We start from the raw sequence: 24,147 nt of genomic DNA, 5'->3' as shown, positions 1-24,147 counted from the left end.
CATGTGACCACGAGCGCCGCCACCAGCGCAATATGTTGCCGACGAGTTGTCGGCACGTTTACCCCGCGAGCGCCCCGGCCAGTACGGCCTGCCCGGCGCCCGAGGCCCAGCGCGCCCCGATGCCGCGCACGGATACCTCCCGTACGTCGTCCAGGACCTCCTCGTGGCCGACCGCGCGGGCGATCACCACGTGCAGCCGGTCGTCGGACAGCTCCTCCACCTTGCCGTCGCCCCACTCCACGACGACCACGGACTCGGGCAGCGAGACGTCGAGGTCCAGGTCCTCCATCTCGTCCAGGCCGCCGCCCAGCCGGTACGCGTCCACGTGCACCAGCGCCGGCCCGCCGGTCAGCGAGGGGTGCACCCGGGCGATCACGAAGGTCGGGGAGGTCACGGCCCCGCGCACGCCGAGCCCCTCGCCCAGGCCCCGGGTCAGCGTGGTCTTGCCGGCGCCCAGCTCACCGGTGAGCAGGACGAGGTCGCCAGGGCGCAGCAGACCGGCGATCCTGCGGCCGAGGTCCTGCATGGCGTCCGGGGAGCCGACGGTGATCCGGGCCTCCACGGCCTCCAGGACCTCCGCGGCCGCGGGCCCGGCGGTTCCCACGGCTCCCGCGGTCTCAGGTGCCGGTGCCTGGCTGTGCTGCGCTTCGAGCGGTGCTTCTTCCATGCGTCCCAACGGTAGTCCCTGCCGGGACCGCCACCGCCCCGGTGCGGGCGAGCAGCTCGGTGAGCAGCCGGGTCACCGTCTCCGGGCGTTCCAGCATCATCAGGTGCCCGGTGGACTCCAGGACCACGAGCTCGGCGGAGGGCAGGGCCTCCTTGATGGCGATGCTGTGGGCGGCCGGGGTGATCATGTCCTTGTCCCCGGCGACGACGGTCACGGGGATGTCGGTGAACCGCTGGAGCGCGGCGGTCTTGTCGTGGACCTGGAAGGCCGGGTAGAACTCGGCGACCACGTCGATCGGCGTGGCCTCGATGAGCCGCTCCGCGAAGCGCGCGACGCCCGGGTCGACGTCCCGGGAGCCGAACGAGTACATCTTGATCATCCCGGCGAAGAGGTCGGCGGTGGCCCTGCGGCCCTTCTCCACCAGTTCCACCTGCGAGCCGAGGGCCTTCAGGACCCCGGGCAGGATCCGCCGCACGGCGCCCATGCCTACGGCGGGGAGCCCGTACGTCACCTCGTCGAGCCGGCCGCTGGAGGTGCCGACCAGGGCCACGCCCACGACGCGGTCGCGGACGAGTTCGGGGAACTGCTCGGCGAATCCCATGACGGTCATACCGCCCATCGAGTGGCCCACGAGGATCAGCGGGCCCTCGGGGGCCGCGGCGTCGATGACGGCCTTCAGGTCCCGGCCGAGCTGCTCCATCGTCACCGGTTCGCCGTCCGCCTGGGCCAGGCCGCGCGCGCTGCGGCCGTGGCTGCGCTGGTCCCAGTAGAGGGCGCGGGCCACGCCGCGCAGGGCGGCCCGCTGGAAGTGCCAGGAGTCCTGGCCGAGGCAGTAGCCGTGGCAGAAGACGACGGTGGCCCGTTCCTCGCCCTTGCGCCGCAGGCGGCGCCGCTTGCCGTCCTCGGGGAGTTCGTCGACCTCGTAGTAGAGCTCGGTGCCGTCGTCGGCGCGGCAGCTGCCCTCGGTGCCGCGCAGGGAGCCGTAGTCGCCGGCGGCGTCGAGGGCCAGGCGTGCCTTGCGGCGCACGCCCCGGCCGACGGTGATCCGTTCGACGGCGACACCGGCCGCCGCACCCGCGGCCAGCACGCCGATCGCGGCCCCGGCCCAGCCCGCCCTGCGCCAGTTCTCGCTCACGCCGCCGCCCTCTCTGCGTTCAGCCGCCCAGGTACACCCGGGGCACGCGTCCACCGATACGGGTGACGATCTCATACGCGATGGTCCCCGCGGCCTGTGCCCAGTCCTCGGCGGTGGGCTCGCCGCGCTCCGCGTCACCGAAGATGACGGCCTCGTCACCGGCCCGGGCCTCGTCGCCCTCCAGGTCGACCACGAACTGGTCCATGGCGACGCGCCCGGCGACCCGGCGGATCCTGCCGCCGACGAGGACCGGCCCGGCGCCCGACGCGTGGCGCGGGATCCCGTCGGCGTATCCGGCCGGGACCAGGGCGAGGGTGGTCTCGGTGCCGGTGACGTAGTGGTGGCCGTAGCTGACCCCGTGGCCGGCGGGCACGGTCTTCACCAGGGCGAGGGAGGCCTTGAGGGTCATGGCGGGGCGCAGGCCCAGCTGGGCGGGGGTGCCCAGTTCGGGCGCGGGTGAGACGCCGTAGACGGCCAGGCCGGGGCGGACGAGGTCGAAGTGGGACTCGGGGAGGGTGAGGGTGGCCGGCGAGTTGGCCATGTGCCGGACCTCGGGGTCGAGTCCCTCCTTCTCGGCGTACGCGAGCATGTCGCGGAAGGCGTCGAGCTGGATGCGGATGGAGGGGTGGCCGGGCTCGTCGGCGCACGCGAAGTGCGACCAGAGGCCGGTGACCTTTACGGTGCCCTCGGCCTGTGCGGCGACGGCCGCGCCGACCAGCGCCTCCCAGTCGGCGGGCTGGCAGCCGTTGCGGCCGAGGCCGGTGTCGGCCTTGAGCTGGATCCGTGCGGTGCGGCCGACGGCGCGGGCGGCCGCGCGGACCTCGTCGAGCGCCCACATGCCGCTGACGGAGACGTCGAGGTCGGCCTCGACGGCCTCCCGCCACGGTCCGCCGGGGGTCCACAGCCAGCACATGATCCGGCCCTCGACCCCCGCCGCCCGCAGGGCCAGGGCCTCGTCGGGGGTGGCGGTGCCGAGCCAGCCGGCACCGGCCTGCCGGGCGGCCCGGGCGCACTCGACGGCGCCGTGGCCGTAGGCGTTGGCCTTGACCACGGCCATCAGCTGGGAGCGGGGGGCCCGCTCGCGCAGGGCGCGCACGTTCTCCCGTACGGCGTCAAGATCGATCTCGGCGTACACGCGCGTCGCTGTCTCGTTCATCGCGGACAGTCTCTCAGAGTCCCCGCACGGGGCGGGAGAACGGGCCCGCGGCGGCGCGGGCGTCAGGTGCGGGTGGTGTCCTGCCAGGCCGCGGGCAGGGCCTCGGCGACCTGGTGGGCCACCAGCGGGCCGCCGGCCCGGCGGGCCGCCAGGCCGTGCAGGTACGCGCCCACCGCGCCGGCGTCCGCGCCGGACAGCCCGCCCGCCAGGAGGGAGCCGGCCAGGCCGGACAGGACGTCGCCGCTGCCCGCGGTGGCCAGCCACGGCGTCCCCGTCGGGTTGACCCGGACGGCGCGCACGCCGGCGGAGGCGACCAGCGTCGTCGATCCCTTCAGCAGGACCGTCGCCCCGTACCGCTCCGCGAGCCGCCGTACGGCGGACAGCCGGCCGGCCTCCACCGCCTCCCGTGCCACGCCGAGCAGTGCCGCCGCCTCGCCCGCGTGCGGGGTCAGCAGGGTCGGGGCGGTCCGCGCGCGCAGCACCGCCGGGTCCAGGCCACGCAGCCCGTCCGCGTCGACCAGTACCGCCGCGTCCCCGGCGAGGAGGTCCGCGACCTCCCCGGCGCGGCCCTCGCCCAGGCCGGGCCCGACCACCCAGGCCTGGACCCGTCCGGGCCCGACGAGGGTCTCCGGGTAGCGCGCCAGGACGGCGTCGGCGGCCGGGCCGACGTAGCGCACGGCGCCCGCGCCGCCACGCAGGGCGCCCGCCACGGCCAGCACCGCCGCGCCCGGGTACTGCGCCGAACCGGCGACGACGCCGACGACCCCGCGCCGGTACTTGTCGCTGGACGCCGTCGGCTGCGGCAGGAGCGCCGCGACGTCCGTGTGCTGGAGCGCCTCCAGTTCCGGTTCGGGCAGCTCCAGCCCGATGTCGACGAGGTGCACCGCGCCGGCGTGCGAGGCGCCCGGGTCGATGAGCAGGCCGGGCTTGTACGCCCCGAAGGTCACCGTCACGTCGGCGGTCACGGCGGGTCCGGTCACCTCACCGGTGTCGGCGTCCACGCCGCTCGGCAGGTCGACGGCGAGCACCGGGGCCCCCGCCGGGATCCGCTCGACCAGGGCCGCGGCGGCGGGCCGCAGGCCGCCCCGGCCGCCGATCCCGAGCAGCCCGTCCACGACGAGGTCCGCCCGCTGCGGCACGGTGGGCTCCACGCGTCCGCCGGCGGCCCGCAGCGCGGCCAGGCCTCCCGGGTGCATCCGCTCCGGGTCCATCGGGACGGCCGTCACCGCGGCCCCGCGGCGCGCCAGCCGGGCGCCCGCGTACAGGGCGTCGCCGCCGTTGTCCCCGGGGCCGACGAGCAGCACGACCCGCGCCCCGTACACCCGGCGGTGCCGGGCCAGGAGCCGCGCGCACACGGCGGCGAGCCCGGCCGCGGCCCGCTGCATGAGGGCGCCCTCCGGCAGCCGGGCCATCAGTTCCCGCTCGGCCGTCCGGACGGTCTCCACTCCGTAAGCAGTTCGCACGGACTGCCCCTACCCTTCTGCGATCACCACGGCGGACGCCACACCCGCGTCGTGGCTGAGCGAGATGTGCCAGGACTTCACTCCCAGCGCCAGCGCCCGCGCCTCCACCGTCCCCGACACCCGCAGCCGCGGCTGCCCGCTGTCCTCCACGTACACCTCGGCGTCGGTCCACAGCAGCCCGGCGGGCGCGCCGAGCGCCTTGGCCAGCGCCTCCTTCGCCGCGAACCGGGCGGCGAGCGAGGCGACCCCGCGCCGTTCGCCGCTCGGCAGCATCAGCTCGGCCTCGACGAACAACCGCCCGGCAAGGTTCGGCGTGCGCTCCAGCGCCGCGCCGAACCGTTCGATCTCCGCCACATCGATCCCGACGCCGACAATCACAACGACTACCCCACTGCCCGACTACTCCACGGTCACCGACTTCGCGAGATTACGCGGCTGGTCCACCTCGTTGCCCCGCGCCGTCGCCAGTTCGCACGCGAACACCTGGAGGGGGACCGTCGCGACGAGCGGCTGCAGCAGCGTGGGCGTCGCCGGGATCCGGATCAGGTGGTCGGCGTACGGGACGACCGCCTCGTCGCCCTGCTCCGCGATCACGATGGTCCGCGCGCCGCGGGCCCGGATCTCCTGGATGTTCGACACGATCTTGTCGTGGAGCACGGAGCGGCCGCGCGGCGACGGCACCACGACGACCACCGGCAGGTCCTTCTCGATGAGGGCGATGGGCCCGTGCTTGAGCTCCCCCGCGGCGAAGCCCTCGGCGTGCATGTACGCCAGCTCCTTCAGCTTCAGCGCGCCCTCCAGGGCCACCGGGTAGCCGACGTGCCGGCCGAGGAAGAGCACGGTGTCCTTGTCGGCGAGGGACCGCGCCAGCGCCCGTACGGGCTCCATCGTCTCCAGGACGGTGTCGACGGCCGCCGCGATGTCGGACAGTTCGCGGACCACGGCCCGGATCTCGTCCCCCCACTTCGTGCCGCGCACCTGTCCGAGGTAGAGGGCGACGAGGTAGCAGGCCACCAGCTGCGTCAGGAAGGCCTTGGTAGAGGCGACGGCGACCTCGGGACCGGCGTGCGTGTAGAGCACGGCGTCCGATTCGCGGGGGATGGTCGAGCCGTTGGTGTTGCAGATGGCCAGCACCCTGGCGCCCTGCTCGCGGGCGTGGCGCAGCGCCATCAGGGTGTCCATGGTCTCGCCGGACTGGGAGATCGCGACGACGAGCGTCCGCTGGTCGAGGATCGGGTCGCGGTAGCGGAACTCGCTGGCCAGTTCCGTCTCGCAGGGGATGCGGGTCCAGTGCTCGATGGCCAGCTTCGCGATCATGCCCGCGTGGTAGGCGGTGCCGCAGGCCACGATGACGACCTTGTCGACCTCGCGGAGCACGGAGACGGGGATGCGCACCTCGTCCAGGCTGAGCGAGCCGCTGCCGTCGACGCGGCCCAGGAGGGTGTCGGCGACGGCCTTCGGCTGCTCGGCGATCTCCTTGAGCATGAAGTAGTCGTAGCCGCCCTTCTCGGCGGCCGAGGCGTCCCAGTCCACGTTGTAGGCGCGCACGTCGGCGGCCGCCCCGTGGAAGTCGGTGACGGTGACGCCCTCGCGGCGCAGTTCGACGACCTGGTCCTGGCCCAGCTCGATGGCGGAGCGGGTGTGGGCGATGAACGCGGCCACGTCGGAGGCGAGGAAGTTCTCGCCCTCGCCGACGCCCACCACGAGGGGCGAGTTGCGGCGGGCGCCGACCACGACGTCGGGGTCGTCGGCGTGCACCGCGACGAGCGTGAAGGCGCCCTGGAGGCGCCGGCACACCTGCCGCATGGCCTCGGCGAGGTCGCCGGTCGCCGAGAACTGTTCGGCGAGCAGGTGCGCCACGACCTCGGTGTCCGTCTCGGAGTCCAGCCGGTGCCCGCGCTCGGCGAGCTCGGCGCGCAGGGCTGCGAAGTTCTCGATGATGCCGTTGTGGACGACGGCCACGCGCCCCGAATTGTCGAGGTGGGGGTGGGCGTTGACGTCGGTGGGCCCGCCGTGGGTCGCCCACCGGGTGTGCCCGAGCCCCGTGGAACCGGCCGGCAGCGGATGCCCGACCAGCTCCTTCTCCAGATTGACGAGTTTTCCGGCCTTCTTGGCGGTGGCCAGGCTCCCGTCGGCGAGCACGGCGACTCCCGCCGAGTCGTAGCCGCGGTACTCCAGCCGCTTCAGTCCGGCGATGACCACATCGAGCGCAGACTGCGCTCCCACGTAACCCACAATTCCGCACATAGGGCGCAGCGTACGCCTCGCCCGGCCGTCTGCCCCGTAGCCGAACAAGACGAAAACCCCGCCCCGGCACGGCGGCCGGGGCGGGGTTGACGGTGCGTCGGCCGGAGCCTCAGCCGAGCTTCTTCGCCTGGGCGTCGATGATGTCCTTCGGGAGCGCGGGCTTGCCGCCGAGGTTCTGCACGGAGAACGTGGCCAGGGTGTTGCCCTTGCGCACCACGATGATCTGCGCGGCCATGGAGGCCTCGGCGTCGCTGAAGTCGGCGATGAGGGAGACGGCCTCGTCGCCGGCGGTGACGGCCTCGCCCGGCGTCACCTTGTTGATCTTCACGGCCTCGCCGTCCTGGGTCATCGTGTACCCGCCGGCGCAGGCGGTGCCGGCCGTCTTGAAGGCGGCGAACGCCTCCTCGGCGCCCTTGCCGTCGTAGGACGTCAGGGTCACGGCGGTGCCGGTGACACCGGTGAGCATCTCCAGGCCGGCCTTGACCTTGTCCGCTTCCGAGGCGTTCGGGTCGGCGGGCTTGCCGGAGGTGCCGGCGACGTTGGTGCGGGCCACACCGGTGGAGGTGCCCTGCGGCGCCATGGAGGCCGCCTGGACGATCGGCTTGCACTCGGCCTTGTCCGAGGTGCCCGCGAGGCCCGCGACCTGGGCCGCGGAGGGCGCCTTCACCAGGGTGTCCTTGGGGGCTTCCGCCTGGGTGAGCAGGAGGGGAGCCAGCTCGGCGTCCGTCTTGCCCTTCGCCGCGGCGGGGGCCGAGGCGGGGGCGGACGGCTTGGCGTCGGCCTTGGTGTCGGCCTTGTCCGACGAGCCGCAGGCGGTGGCCAGCACGGCCAGGGACACCGCGGAAGCGGTCATGACGGAACGACGGACGAATGCGGTACGCACGGAAGGACTCCCCCAGGAACAGCGAAGAAAACGGCATGCAGGAGCGGCCCCCGCGGACGCGGGGAGCGGCTCGGACTGCTGTATGCGCAATCTACAGAGGCAAACGATCAGCGGCTCGCGAATTCCCGGCACAGCCGCAACATCGTGATCAGCACGAGACCGTCACGGCCGGACCGGGGGGAACGCAACAGAGGAAGCGGAACGGCCGGACGGACAGCTTCCGGGTCAGCCGAGCTTCTTCAGCTGCGCGTCGATGAAGGCCTGCGGCACGTCGGGCTTGGTATCGAACCGGAAGGTGTGGATGACGACGAGGTTGTTGCCCTTGCGGAAGGCGACCATCCGGCTGTGCAGGTCCTCGCCCTCGTCCTCTCCGGTGATGGCCCAGCCCGCGGCGTCGTCGCCGGCCGTCACGGGGGCCGGCGCGACCGCCTTGATCCGGGTCTTCTCGCCCTTCACGGTGGTCACGAACCCGCCGGCGCAGGCCTCGCCGGCGGCCTTCAGCGAGGCGAGGGCCTCCTCGGCACCCTTGCCGTCGTACGAGGCGAGCTGCACCGAGGTCACGGACATGCTCTTGAGCCCGGCCTCGTCGGCCGGCACGGTGGCGGCGATGCGCTCGGTGGTGGTGACGGCCTTGCCCACCGGGGCCAGGCCGCCGGCCTGCGCGATCGGCTGGCACGCCGCCTTGTCGGTGGTGACCTCGGCGGTCCTGGCGACGTCGTCGGCGCCGGCCTTCTCGGTCTTGACGCCCGGGACGTCGCCGTCGGCGAGGGTCAGCTTCTCCAGCTCGGCGGCGCCGAGGGCCTTGGCCTCGGGGGTGGGAGAGGGCGAGGGGGCGGCGGCCGACGGCTTGCTCCCGGCCGCGCCGTCGGCGTCGCCGGACGGGCCGCAGGCGGTGGCCAGCAGGCTGAAGGACAGCGCGGACGCGGTCAGGACGGCACGACGGACGAGTGCGGTGCGCACGTGAGGGCTCCCCCGGGAAGAGTGTCGTTCGGGCAGCCGGGAACGCGCCCCGGCCCCGAGGGCGGACGATGATCCGGACTGCGATGTTCCGCACTGTACGGCCGCCCGGGCCGGGCGTTCCGCCGTTCGCGACCCGGAACGCGGATCGTGATGCAGGCGAGACCGGCGGCACCCCGGATCGAGACCGTCGCGGCCTGCGCGCCGTTGGTCACGTGACCGACCCCACCACCCACAACCGGCCCCGAGCCCCGACAATGGCGGTGTGATCACTTCGCCGCCACGAAGCAGCACGCCCGAGGGTGCAACGGAGCACACCGGCCGGGAGGGGCACCCCTCGCGCACCACGCACCGCCGGGGCCCCGAGGCCTCGCCGTACGTCGACCTCTCCCGCGCCGAGTGGAGCGCCCTGCGCGAGCGGACCCCCCTGCCGCTGACCGCCGACGAGGTGGAGCGGCTGCGGGGCCTCGGCGACGTCATCGACCTCGACGAGGTCCGCGACGTCTACCTGCCGCTCTCCCGCCTGCTGAACCTCTACGTGGGCGCCACCAGCAACCTCCGCGGGACCCTCAACACCTTCCTCGGCGACGCGGGCAACGGCCACGGCGCCCAGTCCGGCACGCCCTTCGTCATAGGGGTCGCCGGATCGGTCGCCGTCGGCAAGTCGACGGTGGCGCGTCTGCTGCAGGCCCTCCTCGCCCGCTGGCCCGAGCACCCGCGGGTGGAGCTGGTCACCACCGACGGTTTCCTGTATCCGATGAAGGAGCTCCAGCGCCGCGGACTCACCTCCCGCAAGGGCTTCCCGGAGTCCTACGACCGCCGCGCGCTGACCCGCTTCGTCGCCGACATCAAGGCCGGCAAGGACGAGGTGCGGGCACCCGTCTACTCGCACCTGATCTACGACATCGTGCCGGGCGAGGAGCTCGTCGTACGCCGCCCGGACATCCTCATCGTCGAGGGCCTCAACGTCCTCCAGCCGGCCCTGCCCGGCACGGACGGCCGCACGCGGGTGGCGCTGGCCGACTACTTCGACTTCAGCGTGTACGTGGACGCCCGCCCCGAGGACATCGAGCGCTGGTACCTCAACCGCTTCCGCAAGCTGCGCGCGACCGCCTTCCAGAACCCGTTCTCCTACTTCCGCAAGTACACGCAGGTCTCCGAGGAGGAGGCGATGGAGTACGCGCAGACCATGTGGCGGACGATCAACCGGCCCAACCTCCTGGAGAACGTGGCGCCCACCCGCGGCCGGGCCACCCTCGTCGTCCGCAAGGGCCCGGACCACAAGGTGCAGAAACTGAGCCTGCGCAAGCTCTGACCCCGTCGTGCGTAGGGTGCGCACATGATGCATCTGAGGCTGATCGTCCCGGCGGAGCGGACGGAGGCCGTGGTCGGGCTCATCACGTCGACCGTGGGCACGACCCACCTGGCGGTGCTCCCCGGCGCCGCTCTGGACCCGCGGGGCGACCTGGTGATGTGCGACGTCGCCCGCGAGGCCGGGGACCAGCTGCTGCACGGGCTCCGGGAGCTGCGCATCGACCGGGACGGCTCCGTCGCGGTGGAGAACATCGACCTCTCCCTGTCGGCGCGCGCCGATGCGGCCGAGGAGGAGGCACCCGGCGAGCCCGCGGACGCGGTGATCTGGGAGCAGCTGGCCGAGGCCACCCACGAGGAGTCCACCCTCACCATCACCTACGCCGCGTTCATGATCGTCGCGACGATGATCGCTGCCTGCGGTGTGGTGCTCGACAACGCGATCCTGATCGTGGGCGCCATGGCCGTCGGCCCGGAGTTCGGGCCGCTGGCGGGGGTGTGCACCGGTATGGTGCAGCGCAGGCCGCGACTGGCCTGGCGTTCGCTGACGGCCCTGCTGATCGGTTTCGGCGCGGCGATCGCGGCCACCACCGTGTTCAGCCTGGTGATGGACGCCTTCGGCCTGTTCGAGGCGAGCATGCTGGAGGACCCGCGGCCGAACACGGCCTTCATCTGGAACCCGGACCCGTTCTCGCTGGTGGTGGCCGTGCTCGCGGGGGTGGTCGGGATGCTGTCGCTGACCTCGGCGAAGTCCGGGGCGCTGGTGGGCGTCGCGATCTCGGTGACGACCGTCCCCGCGGGCGCGAACGCCGCGGTGGCCCTCAGCTACGGGGACTTCGCCCAGATGTGGGGCTCGATGGAGCAGCTCCTGCTGAACCTGGGCGGGATCATGGTCGCCGGAACGCTGACGCTCTACGGCTGGAAGCTGCTGTGGTCCACCCAGCGGGGCCGCTGGAAGCGGCTGGCGCCGCCCGCGTCCCGGATCTGAGCGGGGCGCGGTACGGGGTCCCCGGGACGGGGGACCCGGGTTGTGCCGGGCCCGCGGGCCCGGCACGACCGGAAAGACGGCCTAGCCGAGGGCGGACTTCACGGCGTCGGCCAGGCGGCCGGCGACCGCGCGGGCCTGCTCGATGTCCGCGGCCTCGACCATCACCCGGACCAGCGGCTCGGTGCCGGACGGACGGAGCAGGACCCGGCCGGTGGCGCCCAGCTCGCGCTCGGCGTCGGCGACGGCCACGGCCAGCTCGGCGGAGGTGGCGACGCGGGACTTGTCCACGTCGGGAACGTTGATCAGCACCTGCGGCAGCCGCTCCATGACGCCCGCCAGCTCGGCCAGGGACCTGCCGGTGGCGGCGACCCGGGCCGCGAGCAGCAGGCCGGTCAGGGTGCCGTCGCCGGTGGTCGCGTGGTCGAGGATGATCACGTGGCCGGACTGCTCGCCGCCGAGGGCGTAGCCGTGCTCCTTCATCGCCTCCAGCACGTAGCGGTCGCCGACGCCGGTCTGCACGACCTGGATGCCCTCGGTCTCCATGGCGAGCTTGAAGCCCAGGTTCGACATGACCGTGCCGACGACGGTGTTCTCGCGCAGCTGCCCCGCCTCGCGCATGGCCAGCGCCAGCACGGCGAGGATCTGGTCGCCGTCGACCTCGGCGCCGGTGTGGTCCACGGCCAGGCAACGGTCCGCGTCGCCGTCGTGCGCGATGCCGAAGTCGGCGCCGTGCTCGACCACGGCGGCCTTGAGCAGGCCGAGGTGGGTGGAGCCGCAGCCGTCGTTGATGTTCAGGCCGTCCGGCTCGGCGCCGATGGTGACGATCTCGGCGCCGGCGCGGGCGAAGGCCTCGGGCGAGACGAAGGCGGCGGCACCGTGGGCCTCGTCGAGGACGACCTTCAGGCCGTCGAGACGGTTGGGGAGGACGCCGATCAGGTGGGCGACGTACTTGTCGAAGCCCTCGGTGTAGTCGGAGACGCGGCCGACGCCGGAGCCGGTGGGCCGGTCCCAGGGGGCTCCGGTGCGGTGCTCCTCATAGACGGACTCGATGCGGTCCTCCAGCTCGTCGGCGAGCTTGTGGCCGCCGCGGGCGAAGAACTTGATGCCGTTGTCCGGCATGGCGTTGTGGCTGGCGGAGAGCATCACGCCGAGGTCGGCACCCAGCGCACCGGTGAGATACGCCACCGCCGGGGTGGGCAGCACACCGACGCGCAGGACGTCCACGCCCGCGCTCGCGAGGCCGGCCACGACGGCGGCCTCCAGGAATTCGCCGGAGGCACGGGGGTCCCGCCCGACCACGGCGGTCGGCCGGTGGCCCTCGAAGGTGCCCGCCTCGGCCAGTACGTGGGCAGCCGCCACGGAGAGGCCGAGCGCGAGCTCCGCCGTCAGATCCGCGTTGGCGACGCCGCGTACACCGTCCGTCCCGAAGAGTCGTCCCACTGTTGTCCTCCCGAGTTTGCGCTTCGCGTATGACCGCTTGTGACAGGTATTTGCCGCTTGTGGCGGTAAACGAACCGCCCCGGCAGCACAGAGAGTGCTGCCGGGGCGGTTTCGTTGCAGAACAGCAGGCGCAGATTAACGCTTGCTGTACTGCGGAGCCTTACGGGCCTTCTTGAGACCGGCCTTCTTGCGCTCGACCGCACGGTCGTCGCGGGAGAGGAAGCCGGCCTTCTTCAGCGCCGGGCGGTTGTTGTCCACGTCCGCCTCGTTCAGCGCGCGGGCCACGCCGAGGCGCAGGGCGCCGGCCTGACCGGAGACGCCGCCACCCGAGATGCGGGCGATGACGTCGTAGCGGCCGTCAAGCTCGAGGAGCTTGAAGGGCTCGTTGACTTCCTGCTGGTGCACCTTGTTGGGGAAGTAGTCCTCAAGGGTGCGACCGTTGATCTTCCACTTGCCGGTGCCCGGGATGATCCGGACGCGGGCGATGGCGTTCTTGCGACGGCCCAGGCCGGCGGCCGGCTGGGGGTCGCCGAAGCGACCGGCAAGGGACTCGGAGGTGTAGTCGCCCTCGACGACGACCTCAGACTCGCTGGTGTACTCCTCGACGTTGCCCTCGAACTCTTCGACGGTCGTCTCGGCGGTGGTCTCGGCCACGATGCTCCTCAGAATTTTCTACGTCTTAGGGGGTGGCCGGAACTACTGCGCGACCTGGGTGATCTCGAACGGCACCGGCTGCTGGGCAGCGTGGGGGTGCTGGTCGCCCGAGTAGACCTTCAGCTTCGAGAGCATCTGACGGCCCAGGGTGTTCTTGGGGAGCATGCCCTTGATGGCCTTCTCGACGGCCTTCTCCGGGTTGTTCGCCAGCAGGTCGTCGTAACGCACGGCGCGCAGACCACCCGGGAAGCCGGAGTGGCGGTAGGCCATCTTCTGGGAGGCCTTGTTGCCGGACAGGTGCACCTTGTCGGCGTTGATGATGACGACGAAGTCGCCCATGTCCATGTGAGGGGCATAGGTCGGCTTGTGCTTGCCCTTCAGGAGGGCAGCGGCCTGGGTCGCCAGACGGCCGAGGACGACGTCCTGGGCGTCGATGACGAGCCACTGGCGCGAGATGTCGCCGGGCTTGGGGCTGAACGTACGCACGCGTATGCCTTCGCTTCTTCAGTGGTGGTATCCCACGGGCGCAAGCCCGGCGGGAAGGTCCTGACAGGGTCACCACGGACGATCACGACAGCCCTCGTTCACTTCGGGGACGCAACCCGTGTGAACGGCCACTGCTGGTCATCGGTCCGGTGGACCGGCGTAAGGCCCTTTCACGTGAGAATGAGAAAGCCAATACGCATAACAAACCAGCAGGATACCCAAGCAGACCCGTACGGGTCAAAACGCGGTCCGCGATGCCGATGCTGCTGGCGTCGCGGCGCACTCCGGTTCGGTCCTGGGTGGGGACCCCGCAGTTGTTACGGGCTCCAGAATAACCCGACCGGAGCGCAGTGCACGACGCGTCAGCAGGATCGCCAGTCCGCAGAGGGTGGCGCAGTCCTTGAAGGCGCGCCTCTTGTGGGCCAGCTCCGAGGGCCACGGAAGGAGCGCCATCTGCGGGGTCAGGGCCAGCCAGAACCAGGGCGAGCGGGGCATCGAGCCCGGTCGCGGGGCCGAGGCCAGCAGCAGCGGAAGCACCACGAGCAGGTAGTGGTCGAAGGACGGCCGGGACACCAGGAATGCGGCGAGCATCACCATGCAGGCGGTCTCCGCGAGCCGCAGCGCCCCGTCGTCACCCTCCGGATCCGGCCGCCGCCAGCGCACCAGGGCCGCCCACAGCCCGGCCCCGGCCCCGGCGAAGGCCACCAGCACCGCCAGGGCCTGGGGCACCCCCAGCCGGGGCAGCACCGCGATGGGCGAGGCGTCCCAGGGCAGCGCGTACGCGTCCTGCCCCTGGAGCAGGAACGGCAGGGTCTTGGTGAAGAACAGCGAGGGGCTCGGCATCAGCAGCGCCCCGGCCAGCGAGAGCCCCAGCGGCACCAGGACGGCCGCCGCCAGCGCCCGCCACCGCCGGGCCAGCAGGAAGAGCAGCCCGATCGGCACCAGCATGGGCTTGCAGGCGATGGCCAGCCCGACCACCAGCCCGGCCCTGCCCCAGGACCCGCGGTGCGCGAGCAGCAGCGCGGCGGGCAGCGCCGCCGCCGAGATCGCCGTCCAGTTGCCGATGAGCACGAGGTTCTCGAAGGGCTTGTACGCCAGCGCGAGGACCGCGAGCCCGCCGACGGCGAAGCGGGAGCGCAGCGGCACCGCGAACAGCCGCAGGGCGGCCGCCCAGCCCCCGGCGAGCAGTGCCGCCATCCCGACCGGCAGGATCCACCGCAGCACCCCGCGCGGCACCAGCGCCTCCGGCACCGCCATCAGCACCGCGCTGGGCAGGTAGAGGAAGCGCTTGTCCTCGTACGGGGACCCGCCGGCCAGGAGCGTGTCGGCCGCCTTGACCACGAAGGCGTTGTCCGAGCCCCAGTTCTCCCGCAGGCTCGCCGAGACGCAGATCCCGAGGAGCACGGCGAGGGAGAGGACCTGCCAGGTCCGGGGCGCCGGCGCGAGCAGCAGCCCGGCCGGCCGTCCCCCCGCCCCCGCGACCCGCTCCCGCCACTTCACGAGCCGTCTACCAGGCCTCAGGCCCACGGTGCCCCTCCCCCGTTCCTAGCGCTTGCGCTCGACCCTGCGTTCGTCCCAGACGGGCTCCTGAGTCTCCCGCACCACACCGTCCGAACCGAAGACCAGAAAACGGTCGAATGTGCGCGCGAACCACCGGTCGTGCGTGACGCAGAGCACGGTCCCGTCGTAGGACTCCAGACCGTCCTGGAGGGCTTCCGCCGACTCCAGGTCCAGGTTGTCCGTCGGCTCGTCCAGGAGCAGCGCCGTGGTGCCCGCCAGCTCCAGCAGCAGGATCTGGAAACGCGCCTGCTGGCCGCCGGAGAGCTTCTCGAAGGGCTGCTCGGCCTGGCGCTCCAGCTCGTAGCGGCGCAGCGCCCCCATGGCCTGTCCCAGGGGCTTGGCCGCCTCCGTCCACAGGATGTCGACGAGGGTGCGGCCGAACAGCTCGGGGTGGGCGTGGGTCTGTGCGAAGTGGCCGGGAACCACCCGTGCCCCCAGCTTCCAGACGCCGGTGTGCTTGACGTCCTCGCCCGCCAGCAGCCGCAGGAAGTGCGACTTGCCGGAGCCGTTCGAGCCGAGCACCGCGACCCGCTCCCCGTAGAAGACCTCCAGGGAGAAGGGCTTCATCAGCCCGGTGAGCTCCAGGTTCTCCACGGTCAGCGCGCGCACGCCGGTCCGGCCGCCCTTGAGCCGCATCTTGATGTCCTGCTCGCGCGGCGGCTCCGGCGGCGGCCCGGCCTCCTCGAACTTCTTGAAGCGGGTCTGCATCGCGTGGTACCGCGAGGCCATGTCGGGGCTGATCGCGGCCTGGTTGCGCAGCCGCAGCACGAGGGCCTTCAGCCGGGCGTGCTCCTCGTCCCAGCGCCGCCTGAGCTCCTCGAAGCGGGCGAAGCGCTCCTTGCGGGCCTCGTGGTAGGTGCCGAAGCCGGCGCCGTGCACCCAGACGTCGGAGCCCATCGGGCTCGCCTCCAGGCTGATGATCTTCTCGGCGGCCTGGGTCAGCAGCTCCCGGTCGTGGGAGACGAAGAGGACCGTCTTGCGGGTCGCCCTCAGCTGCTCCTCCAGCCACCGCTTGCCGGGGACGTCGAGGTAGTTGTCCGGCTCGTCGAGCAGCAGCACCTCGTCGGGGCCGCGCAGCAGCGCCTCCAGCACCAGCCGCTTCTGCTCACCGCCCGAGAGCGTGCGCACTTCGCGGAACTGCGCGGAGTCGTACGGGATGGCCAGCGCGGCCATCGTGCAGACGTCCCACAGGGTCTCCGCCTCGTAGCCCTGCACGTCGGCCCAGTCGCTGAGGGCCTGCGCGTACGCCATCTGCGCGGCCTCGTCGTCCACCGTCATGATCAGGTGCTCGGCGCGGTCGACGGCCTTCGCGGCCTCCCGGATCCGCGGCTGGGACACCGAGACCAGCAGGTCCCGTACGGTCGTCTCGTCGCGCACGGAGCCCACGAACTGGGACATCACGCCGAGGCCGCCGCTGATGGACACCCCGCCGCCGTGCGGCTGCAGCTCGCCGGAGATCAGCTTCAGCAGGGTGGTCTTGCCGGCCCCGTTCGCCCCCACCAGGGCGACCACCGCCCCCTCCCCCACGCGGAAGGAGACGTCGGGGAGCAGGACCCGCCCGTCGGGAAGGTAGTACTCCAGGTGGCTGGCTTCGAGATGTCCCATGCCGGGCATTGTCCAGGTCGGCGCGCGTTCCGCCCAAACGATTTCGCTGCGGCTCAGCAGCAGCCGGCCGCCGGGAGGGTCCGCATGTTGCGCGCCTCCTTGCTGCGGGCGGCCAGCAGCTCGTCCGCCGGGTAGCCGACCTCCTCCAGGGTCAGCCCGTGCGGCTTGACCACGTGCACCGAGGAGTCCCGTACGGCGGCCGCCAGCACCTTGCCGGGCCAGTCGACGGGCCGGTGGCCGTCGCCGACGTGCAGCAGGGCGCCCACCAGGGAGCGGACCATGTTGTGGCAGAAGGCGTCGGCGCGGACGGTCCCGGTGACGATCCCGTCCTCGGCACGCTCCCAGCCGAGCTGCTGGAGCGTACGGATCGTCGTGGCCCCCTCGCGCTTCTTGCAGTACGCGGCGAAGTCGTGCTCCCCCAGCAGCGCGGCGGAGGCCTCGTTCATCGCGTCCACGTCCAGCGGCCACTGGTGCCACAGCACATGCCCGCGGCGCAGCGGGTCCACCCCGCCCTGGTGGTCGCCCACGCGGTAGGCGTAGCGGCGCCAGATCGCCGAGAAGCGGGCGTTGAAGCCCTCGGGGGCCTCGGCGACCTTCCACACCCGTACGTCGTGCGGCAGCCGCCCCGCGAGGCGGCGCAGCAGCTTGTCGTGGTGCTCGGCCCACACCTCCTCGGCCAGGTCGAACTGCGCGACCTGCCCGCGGGCGTGCACACCCGCGTCCGTGCGGCCCGCCACGGTCAGCTCGACGGGCTCCTTCAGCCGCATCACGGTCTGCAGGGCGCTCTCCAGCTCGCCCTGGACGGTCCGCAGCGTGCGCTGCTTCGCCCAGCCGGAGAAGTCCTTGCCGTCGTAGCTCAGGTCCAGCCGTACCCGGACGTGCCCGGGCTCCACCTCGTCACTCACGTGACCGATCCTCTCAGAAGGACGCACATGCAGAACGGGCCCGCCCCGTGCAGGGGCGGGCCCGTTCAGAGCCGATCAAGCAAGCTCGATCCCGTGTCGGGATCAGGCCTCCTTGGTCTCCTCCGCGGCCTCGGTCTCGGTGGCCTCGGCCTTGGCCTCCGCCTCCTTGACCGCGCGCTTCGTGGCGGCCTCGGCCTCGCCGGTGGCCTGCTGGGCGACCGTGAGGGCCTCGACCAGCTCGATCACGGCCATCGGGGCGTTGTCGCCACGACGGTTGCCGATCTTGGTGATGCGCGTGTAACCACCGGGGCGGTTCTCGTAGCGCGGGGCGATCTCGGTGAAGAGCGTGTGGACGATGCTCTTGTCCGTGATCGTCTGCAGCACCAGGCGACGGTTGTGGATGTCGCCCTTCTTGGCCTTGGTGACCAGACGCTCGGCGTAGGGACGCAGGCGGCGGGCCTTGGCCTCGGTGGTGGTGATGCGGCCGTGCTCGAAGAGCGCCTTCGCGAGGTTCGCGAGCAGGTGCTTCTCGTGCGCGGCGGAGCCGCCCAGGCGGGCACCCTTAGCGGGACGCGGCATTGTTACTCCTTCATATCTGCACCGGCCGTGTCAGGTACCGGTGTCAGTTCCCTCAAGCGGTCGCGAGAGGGTGGGTGCGGGGGGCGCGAGCCCCCCGCAAGCTTTCTCAGTACTGCTCGGTCTCGACGAAACCGGCGTCCGCGTCGTCGTCGGCGCCGAAGGCGTCGGCGGCGGCGGTCGGGTCGAACCCGGGCGGGCTGTCCTTGAGGGCCAGGCCCATGCCGGCCAGCTTCGCCTTGACCTCGTCGATCGACTTCGCACCGAAGTTGCGGATGTCGAGCAGGTCGGCCTCGGAGCGGGCGACGAGCTCACCCACGGAGTGGATGCCCTCGCGCTTGAGGCAGTTGTACGACCGAACGGTGAGCTCCAGCTCCTCGATCGGCAGCGCCAGGTCGGCGGCCAGGGCGGCGTCCGTGGGGGACGGGCCCATGTCGATGCCCTCGGCGTCGATGTTGAGCTCGCGCGCCAGACCGAACAGCTCGACCAGGGTCTTGCCGGCGGACGCCATGGCGTCGCGCGGGCGCATGGCCTGCTTGGTCTCGACGTCGACGATCAGCTTGTCGAAGTCGGTGCGCTGCTCGACTCGGGTCGCCTCGACCTTGTAGGTGACCTTGAGGACCGGGCTGTAGATGGAGTCGACCGGGATGCGGCCGATCTCCTGGCCCAGCTGCTTGTTCTGGACGGCGGAGACGTAGCCGCGACCGCGCTCGACGGTCAGCTCCATCTCCAGCTTGCCCTTGCCGTTGAGCGTGGCGAGGACCAGGTCCGGGTTGTGCACCTCGACACCGGCCGGGGGCGCGATGTCGGCAGCGGTGACCAGGCCGGGACCCTGCTTGCGCAGGTACATCACGACCGGCTCGTCGTGCTCCGAGGAGACGACCAGCTGCTTGATGTTGAGGATGATGTCCGTGACGTCTTCCTTGACGCCCGGCACGGTGGTGAACTCGTGCAGGACGCCGTCCACGCGGATGCTGGTGACAGCGGCACCCGGGATGGAGGACAGGAGGGTACGGCGCAGGGAGTTGCCGAGGGTGTAACCGAAGCCCGGCTCCAGCGGCTCGATCACGAACCGCGAGCGGTACTCGTCGACGACCTCTTCGGTCAGCGAAGGACGCTGAGCGATAAGCATGTCTGTGTTCCTTCAGTCGTGGACGCCCACTATTTGACGCCCGACATGTACTGCTGGGTACTGCAAGGGTACGGGCGGCACGCCCCCCGGAGGGGCCGTACCGCCCGGACACTCAAGGACGCACGGGCGTCGCTGCGTCAGACGCGGCGGCGCTTCGGCGGACGGCAGCCGTTGTGCGGGGTGGGGGTGACGTCCTGGATCGAGCCGACCTCGAGGCCGGTGGCCTGGAGGGAGCGGATCGCGGTCTCACGGCCGGAGCCGGGACCCTTGACGAAGACGTCGACCTTGCGCATGCCGTGCTCCTGCGCGCGGCGGGCGGCCGACTCGGCGGCCATCTGCGCGGCGAAGGGGGTGGACTTGCGCGAGCCCTTGAAGCCGACGTGGCCGGCGGAGGCCCAGGAGATCACGTTGCCCGAGGGGTCGGTGATCGAGACGATCGTGTTGTTGAACGTGCTCTTGATGTGGGCGTGCCCGTGAGCGACGTTCTTCTTTTCCTTGCGGCGCACCTTCTTGGCAGCGCCCTGACGACCCTTGGGGGGCATCTCTTACTCCTACGGGAGGTGGTCGGTCCTACAGCGCAAGACCGCTGAACAGGACTACTTCTTGCCCGGCTTCTTCTTACCGGCGATCGCGCGACGCGGGCCCTTGCGGGTACGCGCGTTCGTGCTGGTGCGCTGACCGTGCACCGGCAGGCCACGACGGTGACGGATGCCCTGGTAGCACTGGATCTCGATCTTGCGGCGGATGTCGCCCTGGATCTCGCGGCGGAGGTCACCCTCGGTACGGAGGTTGGCGTCCACGTACTCGCGGATCTTGACGAGATCCTCTTCGGCCAGGTCACGAACGCGGGTGTTCGGGTTCACGCCGGTGGAGGCGAGGATCTCCTTGGACCGGGTGCGCCCGATACCGAAGACGTAGGTGAGTGCGATCTCCACACGCTTTTCGCGCGGGATGTCAACACCGGAAACGCGTGCCATTCAATGGCTCCTGTGTGATTCGGGGGTCTTCCACAGAACCGTTCCCGACCGCCGACCACCCCGGGTGGAGTGGTGGTACGTCCGGGTCCCCGGCCCCCGCCGGAGGTGCCGCCGGCCCTTCACAGGGCTGGGCGGGTTCTGCGTATGTACGTTTTCTTACGTCGCGCGAAGAACTGCGGAGTGCAGGTCGGTCGGCGTGCGTCAGCCCTGGCGCTGCTTGTGGCGCAGGTTGTCGCAGATGACCATGACCCGACCGTGACGGCGGATCACCTTGCACTTGTCGCAGATCTTCTTGACGCTCGGCTTGACCTTCATGTTGGTGAGGTTCTCCGGGTCAGTGCCACCACCCGCACCGGGACGGACGCCCAGGCAGGAGTGAGAGCAAGATCTACTTGTATCGGTAGACGATCCGGCCACGCGTCAGGTCGTAGGGAGAGAGCTCCACGACGACCCGGTCATCGGGCAGGATGCGGATGTAGTGCATACGCATCTTGCCGCTGATGTGCGCGAGGACCTTGTGACCGTTCTGGAGTTCCACCTTGAACATGGCGTTCGGGAGGGACTCGATCACGGTGCCCTCGATTTCGATGGCACCTTGCTTCTTGGCCACGCTTCGCCTTTCGAATCGGCTACCTTGATCGGCTCCGCGCTCCATACGGACATGGAAGTGCACGAGAGCCGACGAGTCAGTCTACGTCAGGGCACCCAGAAAGACGAATCCGGAAAGTTTGCCCACGAGTCTAGATCATTAACCGAGGGGGTCCGGGGCCGTCGTCACCCCGGCCCCTCCTTCTCCACGCCGCGCTCGCGGGCTCGGCGCTGGCGCGCCTCACATGCTTCGCACGGCTGCGCCGGACTCCGTCCGTCGGCCGCACACCCGTCGGCACCGCCGGGGGCACGACCGCGGCGCCGACCCGGCCACGGAGCGGCCCGGGGTCAGCCCAGGGGGTCCGGGGCGGTGGTGACCCCGTACTCCGCCAGCTTCGCCTTGCCGCAGTCCGGGCTGGTGAGGACGATCGGGCCGTCCTCCGTCAGCGCGATGGAGTGCTCCCAGTGCGAGGACCAGGTGCCGTCCGTCGTGATGACCGTCCAGTCGTCCGCGAGTACCTCCGTCTGGGCGGTGCCCAGGGAGACCATCGGCTCGATCGCCAGGCAGAGGCCCGGGACGAGCTTGATCCCCTTGCCCCGCTTGCGCGAGACGTAGTTCAGCAGGTGCGGGTCCATGTGCATCTCGGACCCGATGCCGTGGCCGCCGTAGTCCTCGATGATCCCGAACTTCCCGAGGCTGTGGTCACCCGTCGCGGGGCGGGGCTGGCGCTTGATGTACGTCTCGATCGCCTTCGAGATGTCCACGAGGCGGTTGCCGAGCTTCATCGCGGCGATACCGGCCCACATGGACTCCTCGGTGACCCGGGAGAGCTCCACCAGCTCCGGAGCGTGACCGGTGCCCACGAAGGCCGTGTACGCGGCGTCTCCGTGCCAGCCGTCCACGATCGCGCCGGCGTCGATCGAGATGATGTCGCCGTCCTTGAGGACCGTCTTGTCGTCCGGGATGCCGTGGACGACGACCTCGTTCACCGAGGTGCAGATCGTCGCGGGGAAGCCGCCGTAGCCGAGGAAGTTCGACTTGGCCCCGGCGTCCGCGATGACCTTGCGGGCCACCATGTCCAGGTCCCGTGTCGTGGCGCCCGGCACGGCCGCCTCACGGGTCGCCGCGTGGATCGCCGCGACGACCAGCCCCGCCTCGCGCATCTTCGCGATCTGCTCGGGGGTCTTGATCTGGACCATGGAACTGCCTTCCACCTCTGATGCGGGTCTTCTCAACAGTACGGCCGCGATGCCCTGGGGACACCGCGGCCGTACCTGTACTGCTGGGGACTACTTCTGCAGGGCGTCCATGGCGCGCTTGGTGACGTCCGCGACCTCACCGAGGGCCGGGATGGTCACCAGCAGGCCCTGGGCCTTGTAGTAGTCGATGATCGGCTCGGTCTGCGTGTGGTAGACCTCCAGCCGGTTGCGGACCGTCGCCTCGGAGTCGTCACCGCGCTGGTACAGCTCCCCGCCGCACTGGTCGCAGACGCCCTCGGTCTTCGGGGCGGCGTACACGACGTGGAAGACGTGCGCGGACTCGTTGCGGCAGACCCGGCGGCCGGCGATGCGCTTGACGACCTCGTCCTCCTCGACCTCCAGGTCGAGGACGGCGTCGAGCTTCATGCCCGACTCCTGGAGCATCACGTCGAGGGCCTCGGCCTGGGAGACGTTGCGCGGGAAGCCGTCGAGCAGGAAGCCGCCGGCGGCGTCGGGCTGCTCCATCCGGTCCTTCGCCATGCCGATGGTGATCTCGTCGGGGACGAGGTCGCCGGCGTCCATGAACGCCTTGGCGCGCAGGCCCAGCTCGGTGCCCTGGCTGATGTTGGCCCGGAACAGGTCACCCGTGGAGATGTGCGGGATCGACAGGTTCTTGGCAAGGAACGCGGCCTGCGTTCCCTTGCCCGCACCGGGCGGTCCGACGAGGACGATTCGCATCAGCGGAGGAACCCTTCGTAATTACGCTGCTGGAGCTGGCTCTCGATCTGCTTCACGGTTTCCAGACCCACACCCACGATGATCAGGATGCTCGTCCCGCCGAACGGGAAGTTCTGGTTCGCTCCGAAGCCTGCCAACGCCATCGTCGGCACAAGAGCGATGAGACCCAGGTACAGCGACCCCGGCCAGGTGATCCGGTTGAGCACGTAGCTCAGGTACTCGGCGGTGGGCCGGCCGGCGCGGATGCCCGGGATGAACCCACCATACTTCTTCATGTTGTCTGCAACTTCCTCGGGGTTGAACGAGATCGCCACGTAGAAGAACGCGAAGAAGACGATCAGGAGGAAGTAGACGGCGATGTAGTACGGGTGGTCGCCCTTGACGAAGTGCTTCTGGATCCAGGTGGCCCAGCCCGCGGTGGACCCGCTGAACTGCACGACCAGGGCCGGGATGTAGAGCAGCGACGAGGCGAAGATGACGGGGATGATGCCCGCCTGGTTCACCTTGAGCGGGATGTAGGTCGACGTACCGCCGTAGGCACGGCGACCGATCATGCGCTTCGCGTACTGGACCGGGATCCGTCGCTGCGCCTGCTCGACGAAGACCACGAGGCCCACCATCGCGAGGCCGACCAGCATGACGACGCCGAACTCGACCCAGCCGTCCGCGATCTTGCCCTGGAGCTTGATCTGCCAGAGGGCGCCGATGAAGCCGGCGGCGATCGAGATGAACATCAGGATCGACATGCCGTTGCCGATGCCGCGGTCGGTGATGAGCTCGCCGAGCCACATGACGACGCAGGTACCGGCGGTCATGGTGATGACCATGACGACGGTGGTGAAGATCGACCGGTCGGGGACGATCTGGCTGGCGACCTGGCAGCCCTGGAAGAGGGCGCCGGTACGGGCCGTGGCGACGAGGCCGGTGCCCTGGAGGATCGCGAGCGCGACCGTCAGATAGCGCGTGTACTGAGTGATCTTCGCCGTGCCGGACTGGCCCTCTTTCTTGAGGGTCTCCAGCTTCGGGATGACCACGGTCAGCAGCTGCAGAATGATGCTCGCCGTGATGTACGGCATGATGCCGAGCGCAAAGATCGTGATCTGCAGCAGCGCACCGCCGCTGAACATGTTGACGAGACCGAAGAGCCCGTTGCTGCTCCCCGCCTGGTCCACACAGATCTGGACGTTCTTGTAGCTCACGCCGGGTACCGGGATGTGGGACCCGAGCCGGAACAGCACGATGATGCCGAGCGTGAAGAGCAGCTTCTTGCGCAGGTCGGGCGTCTTGAACGCCCGGGCGAACGCGGTGAGCACGGTGCCTCCTGCGACCCCCGCGCTACTGCGTCAGAGGTGACGGTCTGAGGGATCGACGTATACGACAAAGCAAAGGTGCACGCCACCTTACCGGCGAGTGTGCCTCCCGTGGAACGACCAACCGGGGATGCCCCATATGTGAGGCATCCCCGGTCGGGTTTCGAGC

The 24,147-nt window shown here is 70.9% G+C and carries 25 protein-coding genes; 2 read left to right on the top strand and 23 right to left on the bottom strand.

What is annotated here, in order from left to right; genetic code table 11:
* Positions 1-58: 58 nt before the first annotated feature.
* The 8 genes from tsaE to ACPU2J_RS20595 all read right to left on the bottom strand — a co-directional run bounded on the left by tsaE (position 59) and on the right by ACPU2J_RS20595 (position 8,511).
* Positions 59-667: a tRNA (adenosine(37)-N6)-threonylcarbamoyltransferase complex ATPase subunit type 1 TsaE gene (gene tsaE, locus ACPU2J_RS20630; RefSeq protein WP_420079883.1), complete on the bottom strand. Its 609-nt coding sequence runs from the start codon at positions 665-667 to the stop codon at positions 59-61.
* On the bottom strand, positions 618-1,877 hold the full coding sequence (locus ACPU2J_RS20625) for an alpha/beta fold hydrolase (RefSeq protein ID WP_420079884.1): 1,260 nt from the start codon (positions 1,875-1,877) through the stop codon (positions 618-620). Before ACPU2J_RS20625 ends, tsaE begins: the two co-directional genes overlap by 50 nt.
* Positions 1,822-2,958 (bottom strand): alanine racemase, encoded by a 1,137-nt coding sequence (gene alr, locus ACPU2J_RS20620; RefSeq protein ID WP_423833785.1) that lies wholly within the window; start codon positions 2,956-2,958, stop codon positions 1,822-1,824. Before alr ends, ACPU2J_RS20625 begins: the two co-directional genes overlap by 56 nt.
* A gap of 62 nt (positions 2,959-3,020) precedes the next feature.
* Positions 3,021-4,421 (bottom strand): NAD(P)H-hydrate epimerase, encoded by a 1,401-nt coding sequence (locus tag ACPU2J_RS20615; RefSeq protein WP_423833784.1) that lies wholly within the window; start codon positions 4,419-4,421, stop codon positions 3,021-3,023.
* 9 nt (positions 4,422-4,430) lie between these two features.
* Entirely contained in the window at positions 4,431-4,799 is a 369-nt protein-coding gene (locus ACPU2J_RS20610; protein ID WP_420079887.1) for a holo-ACP synthase, read from the bottom strand.
* 21 nt (positions 4,800-4,820) lie between these two features.
* Complete coding sequence (gene glmS, locus ACPU2J_RS20605; RefSeq protein WP_420079888.1) at positions 4,821-6,668, bottom strand: glutamine--fructose-6-phosphate transaminase (isomerizing); 1,848 nt, start codon at positions 6,666-6,668, stop codon at positions 4,821-4,823.
* 109 nt (positions 6,669-6,777) lie between these two features.
* Positions 6,778-7,521 (bottom strand): hypothetical protein, encoded by a 744-nt coding sequence (locus tag ACPU2J_RS20600; protein ID WP_423833783.1) that lies wholly within the window; start codon positions 7,519-7,521, stop codon positions 6,778-6,780.
* 255 nt (positions 7,522-7,776) lie between these two features.
* A complete protein-coding gene (locus ACPU2J_RS20595; RefSeq protein WP_423833782.1) occupies positions 7,777-8,511 on the bottom strand; it encodes a hypothetical protein in 735 nt (244 codons plus the stop codon).
* A 262-nt stretch (positions 8,512-8,773) separates the two neighbouring features.
* Here ACPU2J_RS20595 and coaA point away from each other — a divergent pair, with 262 nt between their 5' ends.
* Both coaA and ACPU2J_RS20585 read left to right on the top strand, forming a co-directional pair.
* Entirely contained in the window at positions 8,774-9,823 is a 1,050-nt protein-coding gene (gene coaA / locus ACPU2J_RS20590) for a type I pantothenate kinase (RefSeq protein ID WP_361591082.1), read from the top strand.
* Between the two features lie 24 nt (positions 9,824-9,847).
* Complete coding sequence (locus ACPU2J_RS20585; RefSeq protein WP_420079890.1) at positions 9,848-10,807, top strand: DUF389 domain-containing protein; 960 nt, start codon at positions 9,848-9,850, stop codon at positions 10,805-10,807.
* 81 nt (positions 10,808-10,888) lie between these two features.
* Here ACPU2J_RS20585 and glmM read toward each other — a convergent pair whose 3' ends face one another.
* The 15 genes from glmM to secY all read right to left on the bottom strand — a co-directional run bounded on the left by glmM (position 10,889) and on the right by secY (position 23,981).
* Positions 10,889-12,247, bottom strand: a complete 1,359-nt coding sequence (gene glmM / locus ACPU2J_RS20580) for a phosphoglucosamine mutase (protein WP_365070108.1) — start codon at positions 12,245-12,247, stop codon at positions 10,889-10,891.
* Positions 12,248-12,382: 135 nt separating this feature from the next.
* Positions 12,383-12,901, bottom strand: a complete 519-nt coding sequence (gene rpsI / locus ACPU2J_RS20575) for a 30S ribosomal protein S9 (RefSeq protein WP_361591088.1) — start codon at positions 12,899-12,901, stop codon at positions 12,383-12,385.
* Between the two features lie 42 nt (positions 12,902-12,943).
* Entirely contained in the window at positions 12,944-13,387 is a 444-nt protein-coding gene (gene rplM / locus ACPU2J_RS20570) for a 50S ribosomal protein L13 (RefSeq protein WP_361591089.1), read from the bottom strand.
* A 237-nt stretch (positions 13,388-13,624) separates the two neighbouring features.
* Positions 13,625-14,914 carry a glycosyltransferase 87 family protein gene (locus ACPU2J_RS20565; protein WP_420079891.1) on the bottom strand — a complete coding sequence of 430 codons (1,290 nt, stop codon included), beginning with the start codon at positions 14,912-14,914 and terminating at the stop codon, positions 13,625-13,627.
* A gap of 18 nt (positions 14,915-14,932) precedes the next feature.
* Positions 14,933-16,552, bottom strand: coding sequence for an ABC-F family ATP-binding cassette domain-containing protein (locus ACPU2J_RS20560; protein WP_420079892.1), 1,620 nt, complete (start codon positions 16,550-16,552; stop codon positions 14,933-14,935).
* 53 nt (positions 16,553-16,605) lie between these two features.
* A complete protein-coding gene (truA, locus tag ACPU2J_RS20555) occupies positions 16,606-17,457 on the bottom strand; it encodes a tRNA pseudouridine(38-40) synthase TruA (RefSeq protein WP_423833781.1) in 852 nt (283 codons plus the stop codon).
* A gap of 102 nt (positions 17,458-17,559) precedes the next feature.
* Entirely contained in the window at positions 17,560-18,036 is a 477-nt protein-coding gene (gene rplQ, locus ACPU2J_RS20550; protein WP_361591094.1) for a 50S ribosomal protein L17, read from the bottom strand.
* A 106-nt stretch (positions 18,037-18,142) separates the two neighbouring features.
* On the bottom strand, positions 18,143-19,165 hold the full coding sequence (locus ACPU2J_RS20545) for a DNA-directed RNA polymerase subunit alpha (RefSeq protein ID WP_007265920.1): 1,023 nt from the start codon (positions 19,163-19,165) through the stop codon (positions 18,143-18,145).
* Positions 19,166-19,302: 137 nt separating this feature from the next.
* Entirely contained in the window at positions 19,303-19,707 is a 405-nt protein-coding gene (rpsK, locus tag ACPU2J_RS20540) for a 30S ribosomal protein S11 (protein WP_003956432.1), read from the bottom strand.
* 54 nt (positions 19,708-19,761) lie between these two features.
* A complete protein-coding gene (gene rpsM, locus ACPU2J_RS20535; RefSeq protein ID WP_007265919.1) occupies positions 19,762-20,142 on the bottom strand; it encodes a 30S ribosomal protein S13 in 381 nt (126 codons plus the stop codon).
* Positions 20,143-20,343: 201 nt separating this feature from the next.
* A complete protein-coding gene (rpmJ, locus tag ACPU2J_RS20530; protein ID WP_003956441.1) occupies positions 20,344-20,457 on the bottom strand; it encodes a 50S ribosomal protein L36 in 114 nt (37 codons plus the stop codon).
* Between the two features lie 73 nt (positions 20,458-20,530).
* Positions 20,531-20,752, bottom strand: coding sequence for a translation initiation factor IF-1 (gene infA / locus ACPU2J_RS20525; RefSeq protein WP_003956442.1), 222 nt, complete (start codon positions 20,750-20,752; stop codon positions 20,531-20,533).
* A gap of 326 nt (positions 20,753-21,078) precedes the next feature.
* The gene (gene map, locus ACPU2J_RS20520; protein WP_361591096.1) at positions 21,079-21,930 is read right to left on the bottom strand and encodes a type I methionyl aminopeptidase; all 852 of its coding nucleotides are present in this window, start codon (positions 21,928-21,930) and stop codon (positions 21,079-21,081) included.
* 90 nt (positions 21,931-22,020) lie between these two features.
* Positions 22,021-22,668, bottom strand: a complete 648-nt coding sequence (locus ACPU2J_RS20515; protein ID WP_031152742.1) for an adenylate kinase — start codon at positions 22,666-22,668, stop codon at positions 22,021-22,023.
* Positions 22,668-23,981 (bottom strand): preprotein translocase subunit SecY, encoded by a 1,314-nt coding sequence (gene secY / locus ACPU2J_RS20510; protein ID WP_360867971.1) that lies wholly within the window; start codon positions 23,979-23,981, stop codon positions 22,668-22,670. Before secY ends, ACPU2J_RS20515 begins: the two co-directional genes overlap by 1 nt.
* Between the last annotated feature and the right edge of the window lie 166 nt (positions 23,982-24,147).

This window comes from Streptomyces manipurensis, assembly GCF_049570255.1.
Classification (GTDB): Bacteria; Actinomycetota; Actinomycetes; order Streptomycetales; family Streptomycetaceae; genus Streptomyces; species Streptomyces manipurensis.
Note: the sequence above shows the minus strand (reverse complement) of the source record. Positions and strands in the feature narration are given on the sequence as shown.

What these genes read in the sequence shown, in the direction of transcription:
- rpmJ (WP_003956441.1), bottom strand. Translation starts at nt 20,457, where the DNA reads ATGAAGGTCAAGCCGAGCGTCAAGAAGATCTGCGACAAGTGCAAGGTG.
- rpsK (WP_003956432.1), bottom strand. Translation starts at nt 19,707, where the DNA reads ATGCCCCCCAAGGGTCGTCAGGGCGCTGCCAAGAAGGTGCGCCGCAAG.
- ACPU2J_RS20600 (WP_423833783.1), bottom strand. Translation starts at nt 7,521, where the DNA reads ATGACCGCTTCCGCGGTGTCCCTGGCCGTGCTGGCCACCGCCTGCGGC.
- ACPU2J_RS20625 (WP_420079884.1), bottom strand. Translation starts at nt 1,877, where the DNA reads ATGAGATCGTCACCCGTATCGGTGGACGCGTGCCCCGGGTGTACCTGG.
- rplQ (WP_361591094.1), bottom strand. Translation starts at nt 18,036, where the DNA reads ATGCCGCGTCCCGCTAAGGGTGCCCGCCTGGGCGGCTCCGCCGCGCAC.
- glmS (WP_420079888.1), bottom strand. Translation starts at nt 6,668, where the DNA reads ATGTGCGGAATTGTGGGTTACGTGGGAGCGCAGTCTGCGCTCGATGTG.
- tsaE (WP_420079883.1), bottom strand. Translation starts at nt 667, where the DNA reads ATGGAAGAAGCACCGCTCGAAGCGCAGCACAGCCAGGCACCGGCACCT.
- ACPU2J_RS20560 (WP_420079892.1), bottom strand. Translation starts at nt 16,552, where the DNA reads ATGGGACATCTCGAAGCCAGCCACCTGGAGTACTACCTTCCCGACGGG.
- ACPU2J_RS20515 (WP_031152742.1), bottom strand. Translation starts at nt 22,668, where the DNA reads ATGCGAATCGTCCTCGTCGGACCGCCCGGTGCGGGCAAGGGAACGCAG.
- alr (WP_423833785.1), bottom strand. Translation starts at nt 2,958, where the DNA reads ATGAACGAGACAGCGACGCGCGTGTACGCCGAGATCGATCTTGACGCC.
- ACPU2J_RS20585 (WP_420079890.1), top strand. Translation starts at nt 9,848, where the DNA reads ATGATGCATCTGAGGCTGATCGTCCCGGCGGAGCGGACGGAGGCCGTG.
- ACPU2J_RS20545 (WP_007265920.1), bottom strand. Translation starts at nt 19,165, where the DNA reads ATGCTTATCGCTCAGCGTCCTTCGCTGACCGAAGAGGTCGTCGACGAG.
- map (WP_361591096.1), bottom strand. Translation starts at nt 21,930, where the DNA reads ATGGTCCAGATCAAGACCCCCGAGCAGATCGCGAAGATGCGCGAGGCG.
- rpsM (WP_007265919.1), bottom strand. Translation starts at nt 20,142, where the DNA reads ATGGCACGCGTTTCCGGTGTTGACATCCCGCGCGAAAAGCGTGTGGAG.